The 17,984-nt window shown below is 66.7% G+C and carries 13 protein-coding genes and 1 pseudogene; 13 read left to right on the top strand and 1 reads right to left on the bottom strand.

Features of this window, described 5'->3' with window-relative positions; genetic code table 11:
- Positions 1-39 precede the first annotated feature (39 nt).
- From ACE10X_RS32395 to murD, 4 genes are read left to right on the top strand one after another with little or no spacing between them, the layout of a single operon-like run.
- Positions 40-1,497, top strand: a complete 1,458-nt coding sequence (locus tag ACE10X_RS32395; protein ID WP_038383088.1) for a UDP-N-acetylmuramoyl-L-alanyl-D-glutamate--2,6-diaminopimelate ligase — start codon at positions 40-42, stop codon at positions 1,495-1,497.
- Positions 1,494-2,927, top strand: coding sequence for a UDP-N-acetylmuramoylalanyl-D-glutamyl-2,6-diaminopimelate--D-alanyl-D-alanine ligase (locus tag ACE10X_RS32390; protein WP_038383089.1), 1,434 nt, complete (start codon positions 1,494-1,496; stop codon positions 2,925-2,927). The genes ACE10X_RS32395 and ACE10X_RS32390 overlap by 4 nt, the downstream gene beginning before the upstream one ends.
- Before the next feature lie 10 nt (positions 2,928-2,937).
- Positions 2,938-4,044, top strand: a complete 1,107-nt coding sequence (mraY, locus tag ACE10X_RS32385; protein ID WP_016846578.1) for a phospho-N-acetylmuramoyl-pentapeptide-transferase — start codon at positions 2,938-2,940, stop codon at positions 4,042-4,044.
- A gap of 8 nt (positions 4,045-4,052) precedes the next feature.
- Positions 4,053-5,453, top strand: a complete 1,401-nt coding sequence (gene murD, locus ACE10X_RS32380) for a UDP-N-acetylmuramoyl-L-alanine--D-glutamate ligase (protein ID WP_038383090.1) — start codon at positions 4,053-4,055, stop codon at positions 5,451-5,453.
- Positions 5,454-5,640: 187 nt separating this feature from the next.
- Here murD and ACE10X_RS32375 read toward each other — a convergent pair whose 3' ends face one another.
- Positions 5,641-6,582 (bottom strand): IS110 family transposase, encoded by a 942-nt coding sequence (locus ACE10X_RS32375; RefSeq protein WP_304557611.1) that lies wholly within the window; start codon positions 6,580-6,582, stop codon positions 5,641-5,643.
- A gap of 812 nt (positions 6,583-7,394) precedes the next feature.
- Between ACE10X_RS32375 and ftsW the strand changes: the two genes are divergently transcribed.
- The 9 genes and pseudogenes from ftsW to ftsZ all read left to right on the top strand — a co-directional run bounded on the left by ftsW (position 7,395) and on the right by ftsZ (position 17,919).
- A complete protein-coding gene (gene ftsW, locus ACE10X_RS32370) occupies positions 7,395-8,546 on the top strand; it encodes a putative lipid II flippase FtsW (protein WP_028342184.1) in 1,152 nt (383 codons plus the stop codon).
- A 35-nt stretch (positions 8,547-8,581) separates the two neighbouring features.
- Positions 8,582-9,682, top strand: coding sequence for an undecaprenyldiphospho-muramoylpentapeptide beta-N-acetylglucosaminyltransferase (gene murG / locus ACE10X_RS32365; RefSeq protein ID WP_038388187.1), 1,101 nt, complete (start codon positions 8,582-8,584; stop codon positions 9,680-9,682).
- 120 nt (positions 9,683-9,802) lie between these two features.
- Positions 9,803-11,206: a UDP-N-acetylmuramate--L-alanine ligase gene (murC, locus tag ACE10X_RS32360; RefSeq protein ID WP_038388188.1), complete on the top strand. Its 1,404-nt coding sequence runs from the start codon at positions 9,803-9,805 to the stop codon at positions 11,204-11,206.
- 271 nt (positions 11,207-11,477) lie between these two features.
- Positions 11,478-12,395 carry a UDP-N-acetylmuramate dehydrogenase gene (gene murB / locus ACE10X_RS32355; RefSeq protein WP_375763384.1) on the top strand — a complete coding sequence of 306 codons (918 nt, stop codon included), beginning with the start codon at positions 11,478-11,480 and terminating at the stop codon, positions 12,393-12,395.
- The gene (locus tag ACE10X_RS32350) at positions 12,395-13,381 is read left to right on the top strand and encodes a hypothetical protein (RefSeq protein WP_038388190.1); all 987 of its coding nucleotides are present in this window, start codon (positions 12,395-12,397) and stop codon (positions 13,379-13,381) included. Before murB ends, ACE10X_RS32350 begins: the two co-directional genes overlap by 1 nt.
- A 97-nt stretch (positions 13,382-13,478) precedes the next feature.
- Positions 13,479-13,773: pseudogene (locus ACE10X_RS32345) on the top strand (D-alanine--D-alanine ligase); the annotation flags it as partial.
- Positions 13,713-14,723, top strand: coding sequence for a cell division protein FtsQ/DivIB (locus tag ACE10X_RS32340; protein ID WP_057015001.1), 1,011 nt, complete (start codon positions 13,713-13,715; stop codon positions 14,721-14,723). The pseudogene ACE10X_RS32345 and the gene ACE10X_RS32340, both read left to right, overlap by 61 nt.
- Positions 14,720-16,036 carry a cell division protein FtsA gene (ftsA, locus tag ACE10X_RS32335; RefSeq protein ID WP_028332543.1) on the top strand — a complete coding sequence of 439 codons (1,317 nt, stop codon included), beginning with the start codon at positions 14,720-14,722 and terminating at the stop codon, positions 16,034-16,036. The genes ACE10X_RS32340 and ftsA overlap by 4 nt, the downstream gene beginning before the upstream one ends.
- 89 nt (positions 16,037-16,125) lie before the next feature.
- Complete coding sequence (gene ftsZ / locus ACE10X_RS32330) at positions 16,126-17,919, top strand: cell division protein FtsZ (RefSeq protein WP_304557612.1); 1,794 nt, start codon at positions 16,126-16,128, stop codon at positions 17,917-17,919.
- Positions 17,920-17,984 lie beyond the last annotated feature (65 nt).

The following is a 17,984-nucleotide window of genomic DNA, read 5'->3' as shown; positions in this document are numbered from 1 at the left end:
GCGACGGCGCCAGAACGGCGCCGGCCAGACTGGAAGATCATGAGACTTCGCGACCTCTTCGACGCCGATGCCACGATCGATCCAAGTGCCGACACCATCGTCGTCGGAGGGCTTGCGGTCGACAGCCGGGCGGTGAAGCCGGGCGACCTGTTCTTCGCGCTGGCCGGCAGCAGGACCGACGGCGCGCGCTTCGTCGATGCGGCAATCGCTGCCGGCGCGGTCGCGGTCGTCAGCGACCATCTGCCGCAAGGTCACGCTCGCGCCCCCTTCGTCATTACGCCGAATCCGCGCCGCGCGCTGGCGCTCGCTGCGGCTAAATTCTTTTCCCGCCAGCCCGCGACGATCGCGGCGGTGACCGGCACCAGCGGCAAGACCTCGGTCGCAGCGTTCACGCGCCAGATCTGGCAGCGGCTCGGACATTCCTCCGCCAGCATCGGCACCATTGGCCTCGTCTCGGACAAGCGCACGGTCTACGGCTCGCTGACCACGCCGGATCCGATCGCGCTGCATCGCCAGCTCGACGAGATCGCGAGCGACGGCGTCACGCATCTGGCGTTCGAGGCGTCCTCGCACGGCCTCGACCAGTATCGTCTCGACGGCGTGCGCATCGCCGCCGGCGGCTTCACCAATCTGTCGCGCGACCACATGGATTATCATCCCGATGTCGCGCATTACCTCAACGCAAAACTCCGGCTGTTCCGCGATCTGGTCGCGCCAGGCGGCGCCGCGGTGATCTCGGCCGATCATGACTGTTCGGGCGAGGTGATCGATGCGGCGCGCTCGCGCGGCCTGCGCATCATCGCGGTCGGGCGCAACGCCGATGCAGGCGATGGCATCAAGCTCCTCGATGCCGCCATCGAAGGCTTTGCCCAGCGGCTCCTGATCGAGCACCGCGGGCGCAAGCACGCGATCCGGCTGCCGCTGGTCGGCGAATTCCAGATCGAGAATGCGCTGGTCGCGGCCGGGCTTGCGATCGGCACCGGCAGCGCCGCCGCCGACGTGTTCGGCGGTCTCGAACATCTCGAAGGCGCCAAGGGCCGGCTGGAATTCGTCGGCGAGCACAACGGCGCGCCGATCTTCGTCGACTATGCCCACAAGCCCGATGCGCTCGCCAAGGCACTGCAGGCGCTGCGGCCCTATGCCAAGCGCAAGCTCGTCGTGATCTTCGGCGCCGGCGGCGACCGTGACGCCGGCAAGCGTCCGATTATGGGCGCGATCGCGGCCGAGAATGCCGATCAGGTCATCGTCACCGACGACAATCCGCGCAGCGAGAAGCCGGAGGCGATCCGCGCCGCGATCATGGCGACGGCGAAGGGCGCGCGCGAGATCGGCGACCGCGCCGCGGCGATCCGTGCCGGCATTGCCGGCCTCGCGCCGGGCGATGCGCTGGTCGTCGCCGGCAAGGGCCACGAGGTCGGGCAGATCGTCGGCAATACGACGCTGCCGTTCAGCGATCATGAAGCGGTCGCCAGTGCACTGGCTGCGGAGGGCGCATGAGCACGATGTTGTGGACCTCGGATGCGATGGCGACCGCGATGCGCGCCGCCACGCAAGGCGCGCTGCCGGACGGCGTCACCGGTCTCTCGATCGACAGCCGCACCATTGCAAAGGGCGAGGCGTATTTCGCGATCAAGGGCGACGTCCATGACGGCCATGCCTTCGTCGAGGCGGCGCTGAAGGCCGGCGCCGGGCTCGCGGTGGTCGAGACAGCGCAACGGGCAAAGTTTCCCACTGATGCGCCGCTGCTGGTGGTCGACGACGTGCTCGCCGCTCTCGTCGAGCTCGCCCATGCCTCGCGCGCGCGGCTCAACGCGCAGATCATCGCGGTGACCGGCTCGGTCGGCAAGACCTCGACGAAAGAGGCGCTGCGCCGCGTGCTGTCGGCGCAGGGCGAGACCCATGCCTCGGTGGCGTCGTTCAACAATCATTGGGGCGTGCCGCTGTCGCTGGCGCGCTGCCCGGCCAGCACACGCTTTGCGGTGTTCGAGATCGGCATGAACCATGCCGGCGAGATCACGCCGCTGGTGAAGATGGTGCGCCCGCACGTCGCAATCATCACCACGATCGAGCCGGTGCATCTGGAATTCTTCGCCGGCATCGAGGCGATCGCCGACGCCAAAGCGGAGATCTTCACAGGGCTCGAGCCCGATGGCGCCGTCGTGCTCAACCGCGACAATGGACAATTCGCGCGGCTGCAAAAGCAGGCGAAGCAGGCCGGCATCTCGCGCATCGTCTCCTTCGGCACCGACAAGCGCGCCGAGGCGCGGCTGCTCGACCTGTCGCTGCACGCGACCTGCTCGGCGGTGCATGCGGATATTCTGGATCACGACATCACCTACAAGATCGGCATGCCCGGCCAGCACATGGCGATGAACTCGCTCGCGGTGCTCGCCGGCGCTTCGCTGCTCGGCGCCGATATCGCGCGCGCGGCGCTGTCGCTGTCGCAGCTCGAGGCGCCGACCGGTCGCGGCTTCCGCCGCACCCTCGAGGTCGGCCATGGCGAGGCGATGCTGATCGACGAGAGCTACAACGCCAATCCGGCCTCGATGGGGGCTGCGCTCAACGTGCTCGGCCAGGCCCAGACCGGGCCGCATGGCCGGCGCATCGCCGTGCTCGGCGACATGCTCGAACTCGGGCCGACCGGGCCCGATTTGCACCGCGGCCTCAACGAGGCCGTGACCGCCAACCGCATCGACCTCGTATATTGTTGTGGTCCGCTGATGCGGAATCTGTGGGATGCCCTTTCCACCGGCAAGCGGGGAGGCTATGCCGAGAGCTCGGCGGCGCTCGAAGCGCAGGCGGTCGCCGCGGTCCGTGCCGGTGACGTGATCATGGTGAAGGGCTCGCTGGGATCGAAGATGAAGCTCATTGTCAGCGCGCTGGAAAAACGCTTCCCCGACAAGGCCGCGCACGAAGAAGCGGTATAGGACTCCTCGAATGTTCTACTGGTTGATCGAACTGTCCAACACCGTTCCGGGGTTTGGGGCGTTCCGCAGCGCGCTGAACGTGTTCCGCTACATCACGTTCCGCACCGGCGGTGCGATGGTGACCGGCGCACTGTTCGTATTCCTGTTCGGGCCCTGGATCATCGATCATCTGCGGTTGCGGCAGGGCAAGGGCCAGCCGATCCGGACCGATGGTCCGCAGTCGCATCTGATCTCCAAGAAGGGCACGCCCACCATGGGCGGGCTGATGATCCTGTCCGGGCTCGTGGTGTCGACGCTGCTCTGGGCCAACCCGCTCAATCCCTATGTCTGGATCGTGCTGGCGGTGACGCTCGGCTTCGGCTTCGTCGGCTTCTATGACGATTATTTGAAGGTCACAAAGCAGTCGCACAGCGGCTTCGCCGGCAAGCTGCGGCTGCTGATCGAGGCCGCGATCGGGCTCGCCGCCACCTACGCGCTGGTCCGGCTCGGCCGCGACGTGTCCTCGACGTCGCTCGTGATTCCCTTCTTCAAGGACCTCGTGATCAATTTCGGCTGGTTCTTCGTGATCTTCGGCGCCTTCGTGATGGTCGGCGCCGGCAATGCGGTGAACCTGACCGACGGCCTCGACGGTCTTGCCATCGTGCCGGTGATGATCGCCGCCGCCAGCTTCGGCATGATCTCGTACCTGACCGGCAACGCGGTGTTCTCGGATTATTTGCAGATCAATTACGTCGCCGGCACCGGCGAACTGGCGGTGTTGTGCGGCGCGGTGCTGGGCGCGGGCCTCGGCTTCCTCTGGTTCAACGCGCCGCCGGCCTCGATCTTCATGGGCGACACCGGCTCGCTGGCGCTCGGCGGCATGCTTGGCGCGACGGCGGTTGCGGTGAAGCACGAGATCGTGCTCGCCGTGATCGGCGGCCTGTTCGTACTGGAGGCGGTCTCGGTCATCGTCCAGGTCACCTCGTTCAAGCTCACCGGCAAGCGCGTGTTCCGGATGGCGCCGCTGCACCATCATTTCGAGCAGAAGGGTTGGACCGAACCGCAGATCGTGATCCGGTTCTGGATCATCTCGGTGATGCTGGCGCTCGCCGGCCTCTCCACCCTCAAGCTGCGCTGAGCGCCGCCATGATTCCGGTCACCTCCTTCTCCGGCAAGACGGTCGCGGTGTTCGGGCTCGGCGGCTCCGGGCTCGCGAGCTGCCACGCGCTGAAGGCCGGTGGCGCGGAGGTGATCGCCGCCGACGACAATGCCGACAACGTCGTCAAGGCGGCGCAGGCCGGCTTCACCACCGCCGATCTGCGCACCGTGTCGTGGGCGAATTTCGCCGCGCTGATCCTGACCCCGGGCGCGCCGCTGACCCATCCGGTGCCGCACTGGAGCGTGCTGAAGGCGCGCGAGGCGGGCTGCGAGGTGATCGGCGACGTCGAACTGTTCTGCCGCGAGCGCCGCCGTCACGCGCCGAACGCGCCGTTCGTCGCCATCACCGGCACCAACGGCAAATCGACCACGACGGCGCTGATCGCGCATCTGATGAAGGTCGCCGGCTACGATACCCAGATGGGCGGCAATATCGGCACCGCGATCCTGTCGCTGGAGCCGCCGCGCATGGGCCGCGTCCATGTGATCGAGATGTCGTCCTACCAGATCGACCTCGCACCGTCGCTCGATCCGTCGGTCGGCATCCTGATCAACATCAGCGAGGATCACATCGACCGCCACGGCACGCTCGAGCATTACGCCGCGGTCAAGGAGCGGCTGGTCGCCGGCGTGCAGGCCGGCGGCACCGCGATAACAGGCGTCGACGACATCTGGTGCCGCAACATCGCCGACCGGCTCGATCGCGCCGGCAAGCGCGTGGTGCGCATCTCGGTGAAGAACCCGCTGCCCGACGGCCTCTATGTCGAGCACGAGACCATCGTGCGCGCATCCGGCGCGGCGCGCAGCGAGATCGCGCGGCTAGGCGGCATCGGCTCGCTGCGCGGCCTGCACAATGCGCAGAACGCCGCCTGCGCCTCGGCCTGCGCGCTGGCGATGGGGATCGCGACCGACGTCTTGCAGAACGGCTTGCGCAGCTTCCCGGGTCTCGCGCATCGCATGGAGCAGGTCGGTCGCCGCGGCAACGTGCTGTTCGTCAACGACTCCAAGGGCACCAACGCGGATGCGGCCGCGCATGCGCTATCGTCGTTCGCCGACATCTACTGGATCGCCGGCGGCAAGCCGAAGGCCGGCGGCATCACCAGCCTGACCGAATATTTCCCGCGCATCCGCAAGGCCTATCTGATCGGCGAGGCGGCGGCCGAATTCTCCGGCACGCTCGGCGACCGCGTCCCGCACGACATGTCCGGCACGCTCGACATCGCGATCGCCAGCGCCGCGCGCGATGCCGAGGCGTCGGGGCTCGCGGAGGCCGTCGTGCTGCTGTCGCCGGCCTGCGCCTCGTTCGACCAGTACCGCAATTTCGAAATCCGCGGCACCGCCTTCCGCGACATCGTCCAGGCGCTGCCCGGCGTCAAGCCGGTGGTGTGACGTCACGCCGTAGAATCGCAGGATGGGTAGAGCGCGGCGAAACCCATCGTACCTGTCCTGCGCCCTCTGGTCTCAGAGCGACGAAACGAAAAGCAAGGCTCGGACGATTCATGTCGCGAGAATGCGGTTGTTTGACTTACAGACCGCGCCTTACACCCGCCGTCGTCCCGGCGAAAGCAGGCAACTGTTATGTTGGTTTGGTCTGCAGGTACGGCTTTCGGTCTCGCATCATGGCATTGAGGACCGTGAGCAGCTTCCTGGCGACGGCGATGAGGGCGAGTTTGGCTGGTTTTCCGGCCTGTCGCAGTCGTGCATAGAAGGCCTTGAACGGATCAGCTCTGCGAACTGCGTTGAGGGCCGCCATATAAAGGGCGTCACGAACGCGCTTTCGGCCGCCCGCAATCTTGCGCTTGCCGCGGAAGGTGCCGCTGTCGACGTTGAAGGGAGCAAGGCCAGCGAGCGCTGCGAGTTGTTTCGGTCCGACCCGCCCGAGTTCCGGCATCTGCGCGATGAGCTGTATGCAGGCCACGGGACCCACGCCGGGCAGCGAACGCATTAACTTCGCATCGTCCGCGATCTGCGCTTCGGCTTTAATCAATGCGCTGATGTCGGCCTCGATCCCGGCGATCTCGCTGTCGAGGACCTCGATGAGGCGGCCAATGCGTTCGGCCATGGCGCGATCGTCGGCCTCGCTGCGCCGGTTCTTCTCCTGGGCGCGCATGAGGACCAGCTGATCCCGCCGTTTTGCAAGCCTCGCCAAGGCGCCCCGTGCAGGATCGGCGACCTGCTCGGGGGCGGGCTGCATGGCCCGCGCAAAGGCCGCCAGCATCCGCGCATCGATCGGATCGGTCTTGGCGAGCAGGCCGCTGGCCCGTGCAAAGTCGCGGGCACGGGCCGGGTTGATCCGTGCGAACTGGATCCCGGCCTGACGCAGCGCCTCGCGAAGCGCGAGGTCATAGATACCCGTCGCCTCGAAGACCACCAGCGCATCGCATTGCCAACGCGCCACCTGCTGTGTGATGGCCTGTGTCGCGTTGGCAATGCGCCTCGGCACGCCGTCAGCCTCATCAAAGGTATCGAGGTGTTTTTTGGAGACGTCGATTCCGACGTAACGAAGAGCTATGATCACGGTGCCTGTCTCTGTGATGCGAGGTCTGTTGGCGCAGCCTCGTGCAACTGTTCAGGTTGATAGATGGAACGGGCGGGAGACCGAGCCGGCTCGCGGCGTCAAGCGCCAAGGACCCAACGGCTTCCCGCCCACCCACATCCTGACAGACTTCCAAGACACAGGGACCCATTACCACGAATGCGAATTGTTGCCCGACGCTGGGCCACAGCCTCCTCTCAACAACCCAACCCTGTGGTTATGGGTCCCGGCCTTCGCCGGGACGACGGCGGTGGATTTGGCGCGAGTCCGCGTTCTTTCTTCCTCCTGGAAGGGTAGCAAATCACGCCTTCTGCTTCGCCGCGGCCGCTCGGTTCGAGCACCAGCGTCTCTGGAATACTGGATCGCCCGCATGCGCGGATGATGACACCGCGGTGTTTGACGTCTTGAATCGCGAACCATCCTCACCGTCGTCCCTGCCTGGAGCGTTTTCGAGCGAAGTGGATACCGGTTCGCGTGAAGAAAACGCGTCAAAACAAGAATCTAGAGCCCCGTTCCGATTCCATCGGAACGGGAAAAGCTCTAGTGCGCAATTGCGCACGGGAGCAGGGACCCATAACCACGAATAGTCGTCGGTGAGCGATGCCGGAATGACGAGTCCCTCTCACAAAACCCGCCGCGGAGTATGGGTCCCTGCTTTCGCAGGGACGACAGCGGTGCGTGGGTCCGCAGCGGAGGCGCCACTCCACCTCCCTCAAAAGTTACCCATCCCGTTAACCCCTTGGAAACCATCCTGCGCCACGAATGGACGTTATCTCTGCCATCTGGGGACGCCCATGCTCGCCCGTGACCAACGCACCCCGTTCTCGGACTGGTGGTGGACCGTCGACAAGCTGCTGCTTGTCGCGATCGCCGCGTTGATGCTGGCCGGCGTCATCCTGTCGCTGGCGGCGAGTCCGCCGGTGGCGACCCGGATCGGGCTCGATCCGTTCCACTTCTTCAACCGCCACGTCATGTTCCTGGTGCCGTCGCTGATGGTGCTGATCGGCGTCTCGTTCATGACGCCGCGGCAGATCCGGCGCACCGCGCTGATCGTGTTCGCGGTGTCGATCGCGCTGATCGTGCTGACGCTGCTGATCGGACCCGAGGTCAAGGGCTCGCGGCGCTGGATCACGCTGCTCGGCGTCAACATCCAAGCCTCCGAAGCCGCAAAACCCTCCTTCGTCATCGTCGCGGCCTGGCTGTTCGCGGAATCGACCAAGCGGCCGGAGATGCCGGCGACCTCGATGGCGCTGGTGCTGTTGCTGACGCTGGTCACGCTGCTGGTGATGGAGCCCGACTTCGGTCAGACCATGCTGATCCTCACCGTGTGGGGCGCGCTGTTCTTCATCGCGGGCATGCGGATGATCTGGGTGTTCGGGCTCGCCGGCGCGGCGGGCGCGGGCCTGTTCGGCGCCTATCTCCTGGTGCCGCACGTCGCCGGCCGCATCAAGCGCTTCATGAATCCCGCCTCCGGCGACACCTTCCAGGTCGACACCGCGATGGAGGCGTTCTGGAATGGCGGCTGGTTCGGCTTGGGGCCGGGCGAGGGCATCGCCAAGCGCAGCTTGCCGGACAGCCACACCGACTTCGTGTTCGCGGTCGCGGCAGAAGAGTTCGGCATCATCCTCTGCTTGATGCTGGTCGCGCTGTTCGGTTTCATCGTGATCCGCACGCTGACCCGCGCCTACGCCACCGAGGACATGTTCTCGCGCTTCGCAGCCTCGGGGCTTGCGATTCTGTTCGGCGTGCAGGCGACGATCAACATGGCGGTCAATCTGCAATTGATCCCGGCCAAGGGCATGACGCTGCCGTTCATCTCCTATGGCGGCTCCTCGTTCGTGTCGCTTGCCTATGGCGTCGGCATGATGCTGGCGCTGACGCGGCAGCGGCCGCGCACCGAGATCGAATCGATGGAAGGCGCCAGCGCTCAGCGCGCCTACGCGTAGGTGACTGTGACGGTCGTGTCGGTTATCTGGAAACCATGGACAACGTGCCCCTGATTCTGCTGGCGGCCGGTGGCACCGGCGGCCATCTGTTCCCGGCCGAAGCGCTCGCCGTGGAACTGATCAGGCGTGGCCTGCGGGTCCGGCTCGCCACCGACGGCCGCGCGCTGCGCTATTCCGGCCTGTTCGGCCGGGAGAGCATCGACCTCGTGCCGAGCGCGACCGTGCGCAGCCGCAACCCGATCTCGCTGGCGCGGACCGCGCTGATGCTCGGCTACGGCACGCTGGTCGCTGCCAATCTGGTGCGGCGGCTGAAGCCCGCGGCCGTGGTCGGCTTCGGCGGCTACCCGACCTTGCCGCCGCTGATGGCGGCGCGGCTGCTCGGCGTTCCCGGCATCATCCATGACGCCAATGCGGTGCTCGGCCGCGCCAATCGTTTCCTCTCCGGCCGCGTCAACGCGATCGCGACCTCGCTGCCCGGCGTGCTCGATCGCGATCCAGCGCTGGCCGGCAAGGCCACCACGGTCGGCACGCCGATGCGCCCGGCGATCCTTGCGGCTGCGGCAGTGAAGTACACTCCGCCCGAGGCGAACGGGCCGCTGCGCCTGCTCGTCGTCGGCGGCAGCCAGGGCGCGCGGGTGATGAGCGATATCGTGCCGCCGGCGATCGAGCAGCTCGCGCCCGCGCTGTGGAGCCGCCTGATCGTCACCCAGCAGGTGCGCGAAGAGGACATGAATCGGGTGCGCGCGGTCTACGACCGGCTCGAGATCAACGCCGAGCTCGCGCCGTTCTTCGCCGACCTGCCGGCGCGCCTCGCCTCGAGCCAGCTGGTGATCTCGCGCTCCGGCGCCGGCACGGTCGCCGAGCTCGCCGCAATCGGCCGGCCCTCGATCCTGGTGCCGTTGCCGGGCGCCATCGATCAGGACCAGTTCGCCAATGCCGGCGTGCTGTCGCAGGCGAACGGCGCGCTGCGCATCGCGCAGAGCGACTTCACGCCCGAGCGGCTCGCCGCCGACATTTCGGCCTACGCCGCCGAACCCGCGAAACTGACCGCGATGGCGGCGTCGGCGCGCGGCGTCGGCCGGCTCGATGCCGCCGAGCGGCTGGCCGATCTGGTTGCGAAAGTGGCCGGAATTTAGGCCGCTTTCGAGGAATTTCGGCCGTGGGACGCCATGGCCGGGCTTGTCCCGGCCATATCAGTCTTTCATAAGTCGGAGAATTGCCGGGGTGAGTCCGGAGACGATGAAGGTGTTAGCATCATGAGACTGCCGCGCGAGATCGGGCCCATTCACTTCGTCGGGATCGGCGGCATCGGCATGAGCGGCATCGCCGAGGTGCTGATCAATCTCGGCTACACCGTGCAGGGTTCCGATGCTTCGGACAACTACAACCTCGACCGCTTGCGCAAGAAGGGCGCCAAGGTCTCGGTCGGCCACACCGCCGAGAATGTCGACGGCGCCGATGTCGTCGTGGTCTCGACTGCGATCAAGCGCGACAATCCCGAACTGATGGCGGCGCGCGCGCGGCGCATTCCGGTGGTGCGGCGCGCCGAGATGCTGGCGGAACTGATGCGGCTGAAGAGCTGTGTCGCGATCGCCGGCACCCATGGCAAGACCACCACGACGACGATGGTGGCGACGTTGCTCGACGCCGGTGGGCTCGATCCGACCGTGATCAATGGCGGTATCATCAATGCCTATGGCTCCAACGCGCGGCTCGGTGCCGGCGACTGGATGGTGGTCGAGGCCGACGAGAGCGACGGCACCTTCCTGAAGCTGCCGTCCGATGTCGTCATCGTCACCAATATCGACCCCGAGCATCTCGATCACTTCAAGACCTTCGAGGCGATCCAGGACGCGTTCCGCAATTTCGTCGAGAACGTCCCGTTCTACGGCTTTGCCGTGATGTGCACCGATCACCCGGTGGTGCAGACTCTCGTCGGCAAGATAGAGGACCGTCGCATCATCACCTACGGCCAGAATCCGCAGGCCGATGCGCAGCTCAAGGATCTGACGCCGATGGGCGGCGGCTCGAAATTCTCGGTCGCGATCCGCGATCGCAAGTCCGGCGCGGTCCACGAGATCGCCGATATCATGCTGCCGATGCCGGGGCGCCACAACGCATCGAATGCGACGGCGGCGATCGCGGTCGCGCACGAGCTCGGCGTTTCCGACGACGTCATCCGCCAGGCCATGTCCGGCTTCGGCGGCGTCAAGCGGCGCTTCACCAAAACCGGCGAGACCAACGGCATCACCGTGATCGACGATTACGGTCATCATCCGGTCGAGATCGCGGCGGTGCTGAAGGCGGCGCGGGAATCCGTCAACGGCAAGATCGTCGCCGTGGTGCAGCCGCATCGCTACACCCGCCTGCAATCGCTGTTCGAGGAATTCTGCACCTGCTTCAACGATGCCGATGCGGTCGTCGTCGCCGAGGTCTATCCGGCGGGCGAGGCGCCGATCGCCGGCATCGACCGCGACCATTTCGCCGCCGGCCTGCGCGCCCACGGCCATCGCAACGTTGTCCCACTGCCGAACGCGGGCGAGCTCGCGAAGATCGTGCACGGTCTTGCCAAGCCCGGTGACCTCGTCGTCTGCCTCGGCGCCGGCAACATCACGCAATGGGCCTACGCGCTGCCCGGCGAATTGAAGGCGCTGGGGTGATGATGTTCATCTCGCTCAATGAGCACCGGCCGTGCGGCGCACCCCTCTCCCTAACCCTCCCCCGCGAGGGGGGAGGGAACCCATTCGCCAGTGCCTCCCTGACTCAAGCAAAAAGTCAGAGCGCGGTTGTGACGTTACGTGAGGTGAGCACGCTGATCAGGCTCCCTCCCCCCTTGCGGGGGAGGGTCGGGGGGAGGGGTAAGCCCCGGGCGCCGGCGCAGATACTAGCACGCCGCCATCTCAATCCAGCTCGTGCATTGATCAACGCATCATGACCTTTCCCGACATCACGCCCGACCTGAAAGCCGCGATGCCGGAGCTGCGCGGGCGGCTGCTGGCGAACCAGTCGCTGGCGGAGCTGACGTGGTTTCGCGTCGGCGGGCCGGCGCAGGTGTTGTTTACGCCGGCAGATGAAGATGACCTCGCCTATTTCCTGACGCGCCTGCCGCCGGAGCTGCCGGTCTATGTCGTTGGCGTCGGCTCCAATCTGATCGTGCGCGATGGCGGCATGCCCGGCGTCGTGATCCGGCTCGCGCCGCGCGCCTTCGGAGAGACCACCGCGGCCGGCGATGTCGTCACCGCTGGTGCTGCGGCGCTCGACAAGCGCGTCGCCGAGACGGCTGCGGCCGCCAATATCGGCGGCATGGAATTCTTCTTCGGCATTCCCGGCACGGTCGGCGGCGCGCTGCGCATGAATGCCGGCGCCAATGGCGGCGAGACCAAGGACGTGCTGATCGAGGCCACCGGCATCGGCCGCGACGGAACGAAGCATACATTCGGCAATGCCGACATGAAGTTCGTCTATCGCAACAGCGGCGTCGATCCGTCCATCGTGTTCACCTCGGCGCGCTTTCGCGGCGCGATCAGCGATACTGAGGTGATCCGCGCCCGCATGAACGAGGTGCAGAGCCATCGCGAGACCGCACAGCCGATCCGCGAGAAGACCGGCGGCTCGACCTTCAAGAATCCGCCTGGCAACAGCGCCTGGAAGCTGATCGATGCGGCCGGCTGCCGCGGCCTCCAAATCGGCGGCGCACAGGTGTCGGAGATGCACTGCAATTTCCTCATCAACACCGGCAATGCCACCGGGCACGACATCGAGACGCTCGGCGAGACGGTGCGCGAACGGGTCAAGCAAAGCAGCGGAATTGAGCTACACTGGGAAATCAAGCGGATCGGGAAAAGCTGATGCAGGTGACCATTCTGTTCGGCGGCACCAACAAGGAGCGGCTGGTCTCGGTGGCGAGCACGCAGGCGCTGCATCGTGCGCTGCCCGACGCGGACCTCTGGTTCTGGGATGTCGACGACACCGTGCATGCGGTGACATCGGAAAAACTGCTTGGCCACACGCGTCCGTTCGAGGTCGACTTCAAACCCGACGGTCGCGGCATCGCGCTCGACCAGGCGCTCGACAAGGCGAGCGTCGAGCAGCGTGTGCTGGTGTTCGGTTTGCATGGCGGCCGCGCCGAGAATGGCGAATTGCAGGCGATGTGCGAGATGCGCGGTGTCGCGTTCACCGGCTCCGGCTCGGCGTCGTCGCATCTGGCGTTCGACAAGCCGTCGGCGAAGCGTTTCGCCGCGATCGCAGGTCTCAACGCGCCGCAGGGCATCACCGTCGAGCAGATCGATGACGCCTTCGCGAAACACGGCAAGCTGATTGCAAAGCCCGCCAAGGACGGATCGAGCTACGGGCTGATCTTCGTCAACGCGAAGCAGGACCTCGTCGCGGTCCGCAATGCCGCGAAGCATGAAGAATATCTGATCGAGCCGTTCGTGTCGGGCGTGGAGGCGACCTGCGGCGTGCTCGAGCAGTCCGACGGCTCCGTGTTCGCGCTGCCGCCGATCGAGATCGTGCCGGGGGAGGGAACCTTCGACTACACAGCCAAATACCTGCTGAAGTCGACCCAGGAGATCTGTCCCGGCCGTTTCGCGCCCGAGGTCAGCGCCGCGATCATGGACCATGCGCTGCGGGCGCACCGCGCGCTGTCCTGCACCGGCTACTCGCGCAGCGATTTCATCGTCTCGGCCAATGGCCCGGTCTACCTCGAGACCAACACCCTGCCGGGGCTCACCGCGGCATCACTGTACCCTAAGGCCTTGAAAGCACAGGGCATCGCCTTTGCCGACTTCCTCAACGACCAGATCGAGCTCGCCCGCCGCCGCGTCCGAGGTTAATGCCCGGCCGGCGGGAATCCGCCAGGTCGGCCGGACGGAACCCGGCGGCTGTTGCTAAAATGCTAACGAGTTCGCGGCAAAGTACTCAGAGCGTTGATCAAAACACGCTCCAGGCCGAAGTCGTTTACCGTTTGTTTACCAGGAAGCCCGAAGGTTAACGCTGGCGGCGCATGTAGCGCTTGGCTGCCGGGGCGTGAGCTGTCGCGGATTACCGCTTCGAGGATCGCAACCAGGGAACAGGGGGCCACTCTAATCCCACCGGTCTAGCCGAGACGTGACTTGTGCCGGGACCCGCGGGGTTTGCGGGCACAACATGTGACGAGCTCGTGCAATGGATGGTGCAGGACGCCTCACTCGATCGCTGCGATCGCTGGGGCCTCAAGCTGACCTGAGAGCAGCCGCTATTGGAGCGGCGGTGCTGCTGCGCGAGTATGTCGGCGCCCATCTCGCACGTCGTCGCCGGCGCCCCGCCAAGCGGCCGCAAGTCATCATCGATCGCGAGCCGCCGAACCGCTACATCCTGATGGTCGAGCGCTATCTGCCGCGCCGCATCGGGCTGGTCGCGACGCTCGCGATCCTGTTCGGCAGCCTGGGCCTCGGCATCGTCAAAGGCGGCCATGTCGAGGAATTCACCACCGCGCTCAGCGACGCCCGCAACGCGCTCGCCAACACCGCCGGCTTCCGCATCACCACCGTCGGCATCAACGGCCGCAAGCAGCTGAGCCAGGACGAGGTGCTCGCGATCGGCGGCGTCAATGGCCGCTCCTCGCTGCTGTTCCTCGACGCCGACACCGTGCGCGCCAAGCTGAAGGCCAATCCCTGGATCGCGGATGCCACGATCCTGAAGCTCTATCCGGGCCGGCTCCAGATCGACATCGTCGAGCGCACTGCCTTCGCGCTGTGGCAGCAGAACGGCCGCCTGTCGGTGATCGCCTCCGACGGCGCCGTGCTCGAGCCCTACGTCTCGCGCCGCTTCCTCAATCTGCCGCTCGTGGTCGGCAAGGGCGCCGACGTCAGAGCCCACGACTTCCTGGCGCTGCTCGACCGTTACCCGCAGGTCCGTTCGGTGACCAAGGCCGCGATCTTCGTCGGCGAGCGGCGCTGGAACCTGCGCCTCAAGGACGGTCTCGACGTCCGCCTGCCGGAGAACGACGTCGGCAACGCGCTCGCTGCGCTCTCCAGGCTCGACAAGGACGAGAAGCTGTTCTCGCGCGACATTGTCGCCGTCGACATGCGCCTGCCCGATCGGCTGATCGTGCAATTGTCCGAGGACGCCGGCAAGGCGCGCGACGAATTGTTCAAGGACAAGAAGTCCAAGAAGAAGGCCGGTGACTCCGCATGACCGGCCTCGATCGCAATTTGACCCCGAAGACCCGCCCGATGCAGAAGCGCACCGCGATGGTGGCTTCGCTCGATGTCGGCTCCAGCAAGATCGCCTGCATGATTGCGCGGCTGAGGCCGTCGCCGCCGAACGAGGCGCTGCGCGGACGCACCCACGCGGTCGAATTGATCGGCTACAGCCAGATCCAGTCGCGCGGCGTCAAGGCCGGCTCCGTCGTCGATCTCGCCGAATGCGAGAAGGCGGTGCGCCACGCGGTGGCGCTGGCCGAACGCATGGCCAAGGTCCGTGTCGAATCCGTCCTGCTGTCGGTCTCCGGCGGCCGGCAGCATGGCCAGCTGGTCGAAGCCGCGGCCGATATCCGCGGCGGCTCGGTGACCTCGGACGATATCAGCCGCGTCACGTCGGCCGGCATGCGCCACGCCGCCGGCGCGGGCCGCACCGTGCTGCACGCGCTGCCGGTCGGCTACGCACTCGACGGCGTCAAGGGCATCCGCGATCCCAGAGGCATGGTGGCGCGACAGTTCGGCGTCGACATGAATGTGGTGACGTCGGACGCGACGGTCGCCAAGAACCTGATGCTGGTGGTCGAGCGCTGCCATCTCAACGTCGAAGCCATGGCGTCGAGCCCCTATGTCGCGGGCCTCTCGGTGCTGACCGACGACGAAGCTGATCTCGGCGCTGCCGTCGTCGAGATGGGCGCGGGATCGACCACGATCGCGACATACTCCGGCGGACGTCTCGTGCACGCATCCGGATTTGCGCTCGGCGGGCAACACATCACGATGGATCTTGCGCGCGGCATCGGCGCGTGCATTGCGGATGCCGAGCGAATCAAGACCTTATACGGCACGGTGCTGACCGGCGGTTCGGACTCGCGCGAGCTGATGTCCGTTCCCACCGCAGGCGATGATCGGGAGACACCGCAAATCGTGTCCCGCGCCACGATTGCGAACATTGTCCGGCATCGCGCCGAGGAGATTTTCGAAATGGTCCGTGACCGGCTCGCGGATTCCCCCTTTGCGGCAGAGCCGAGGGCGCGCGTCGTGTTGAGCGGCGGCGCCTCGCAGCTCACCGGCACCGTCGAGCTTGCGACCCGCATCCTGAACCGTCAGGTCCGCATCGGCCGTCCGCTCGGCTTCGGCCGGCTGCCGAACGAGGCGAAGGGCGCCTCGTTCTCGGTGCCCACGGGCCTCCTGGTCTATCCGCAATACGCACATCTTGAACATGTCGAACCGCGGCGCACGCGGCAGCTCAGGACAGGGACAGACGGTTACTTCGGAAAGGTCGGACGATGGCTTCGCGAGGGCTTCTGATGACCGCACCCCGGCTCACAGCATTTTCACCAGCTCCGGCGGCCAGCGGCCGGGACGAACCAACGCGCGCATAATCGAGAGAGGCAACCATGGCACTCAATCTGACACCCCCTGACATCAGCGAGCTGAAACCGCGGATCACCGTCTTCGGCGTCGGCGGCGCGGGTGGTAATGCCGTCAACAACATGATCACCGCCGGGTTGCAGGGCGTCGACTTCGTCGTCGCCAACACCGACGCGCAGGCGCTGACCATGTCGAAGGCGCAGCGCATCGTGCAGATGGGCACCCAGGTCACCCAGGGCCTCGGCGCCGGTTCGCAGCCCGACGTCGGCGCTGCGGCCGCGCAGGAGGTGATGGACGAGCTGCGCGATCACCTCACCGGCGCCAACATGGTGTTCGTCACCGCCGGCATGGGCGGCGGCACCGGCACCGGGGCTGCACCCGTGATCGCCAAGGCCGCTCGCGAGATGGGAATCCTCACCGTCGGCGTGGTGACCAAGCCGTTCCACTTCGAAGGTCAGCGCCGCATGCGCACCGCCGAGCACGGCATCGCCGAGCTGCACAAGGTGGTCGACACGCTGCTGATCATCCCGAATCAGAACCTGTTCCGGGTCGCCAACGAGAAGACCACCTTCGCCGACGCCTTCGCGATGGCCGACCAGGTGCTGTATTCGGGCGTCGCCTGCATCACCGACCTGATGGTCAAGGAAGGCCTGATCAACCTCGACTTCGCCGACGTCCGCGCCGTGATGCGTGAAATGGGCAAGGCGATGATGGGCACCGGCGAAGCCACCGGCGAGAAGCGCGCGCTGACCGCCGCGGAAGCCGCGATCGCCAACCCGCTGATCGACGACAGCTCGATGAAGGGTGCCCGCGGCCTCCTGATCTCGATCACGGGCGGCAAGGACCTGACCCTGTTCGAGGTCGACGAAGCCGCCACCCGCATCCGCGAAGAGGTCGACGCCGACGCCAACATCATCGTCGGCGCCACCTTCGACGAATCGCTCGACGGCGTCATTCGCGTCTCGGTGGTCGCAACCGGTATCGAGCAGGCCGCGATCGCCTCCCGCGCCCAGGCTCCCGCCGCGCAGCAGTCGGGCGGTTCGCCGGAGAGCCGGCTGGCCGATCTGACCGCCCGCCTGCGTGCCGACAATCAGCGCATGGCCGAGCGTGCCCAGAAGCTGGAACCGCCGACGGGCGTGACGGTCGCGCCGATCGCGGCTCCGCCCGCCGCGCCCCAGGGACGTCCCGCCGTCGAGCGTGCTGCGCTCGCGGCGATCGCCGCCGCGGTTGCTCCCGACAGCGCGCCGGCCGCCCAGGCGCCGATGCAGCCGGCCTCCTACGGTGACGTCACCGTGCGGCCGATTGCCCAGAAGCCCTCGCTGTTCCCGGACCACGAGGCCGCCCGGGCCGAGCAGCATGAGCCGATGCCGCCCGAGACCTTCATCCCGCAGGCGGCGGAACGGTCGCCGGTCCGTGCTCCGCGGATGCCGAAATTCGAGGATCTGCCGATGCCGGCGCAGGCCGAAATCCGCCAGGCCAGCGGTGACGGCGAGGTGGAGCACCCGCAGAAGACCCGCCTGTCGCTGCTGCAGCGGCTGGCCAATGTCGGCCTCGGCCGCCGCGACGAAGAGACCGAGCCGCCGATCGCGGCCCGTGCCTCCGGTCCGGCCATGCCGACGATGCCGCCGCTGCCCGAGCGCAAGCCGGCCCGCAGCGTCGCCCAGCAGATCTCGGCGAACGAATCGCCGGTATCCGAATATGCAAAGCGCCCCGCGCCGCAGGGTCTGGACGCTCATGGTCGCCAGGCACCTGTTGCCCCGGCGCCACAGGGCGACGACCATCTTGATATCCCGGCCTTCCTGCGCCGGCAGGCAAACTGAAGTTTGTTACAAGCTTGGCGACGAAGAAGGCCTCGGCGGGGAACCGCCGGGGCCTTTCCCTTGGC

Origin of the sequence: Bradyrhizobium sp. Pha-3, assembly GCF_042258325.1 — a bacterium.
Taxonomy (GTDB): domain Bacteria; phylum Pseudomonadota; class Alphaproteobacteria; order Rhizobiales; family Xanthobacteraceae; genus Bradyrhizobium; species Bradyrhizobium elkanii.
The sequence above is the reverse complement of the archived record's forward strand: the minus strand, read 5'-3'. Positions and strand labels throughout refer to the sequence as shown.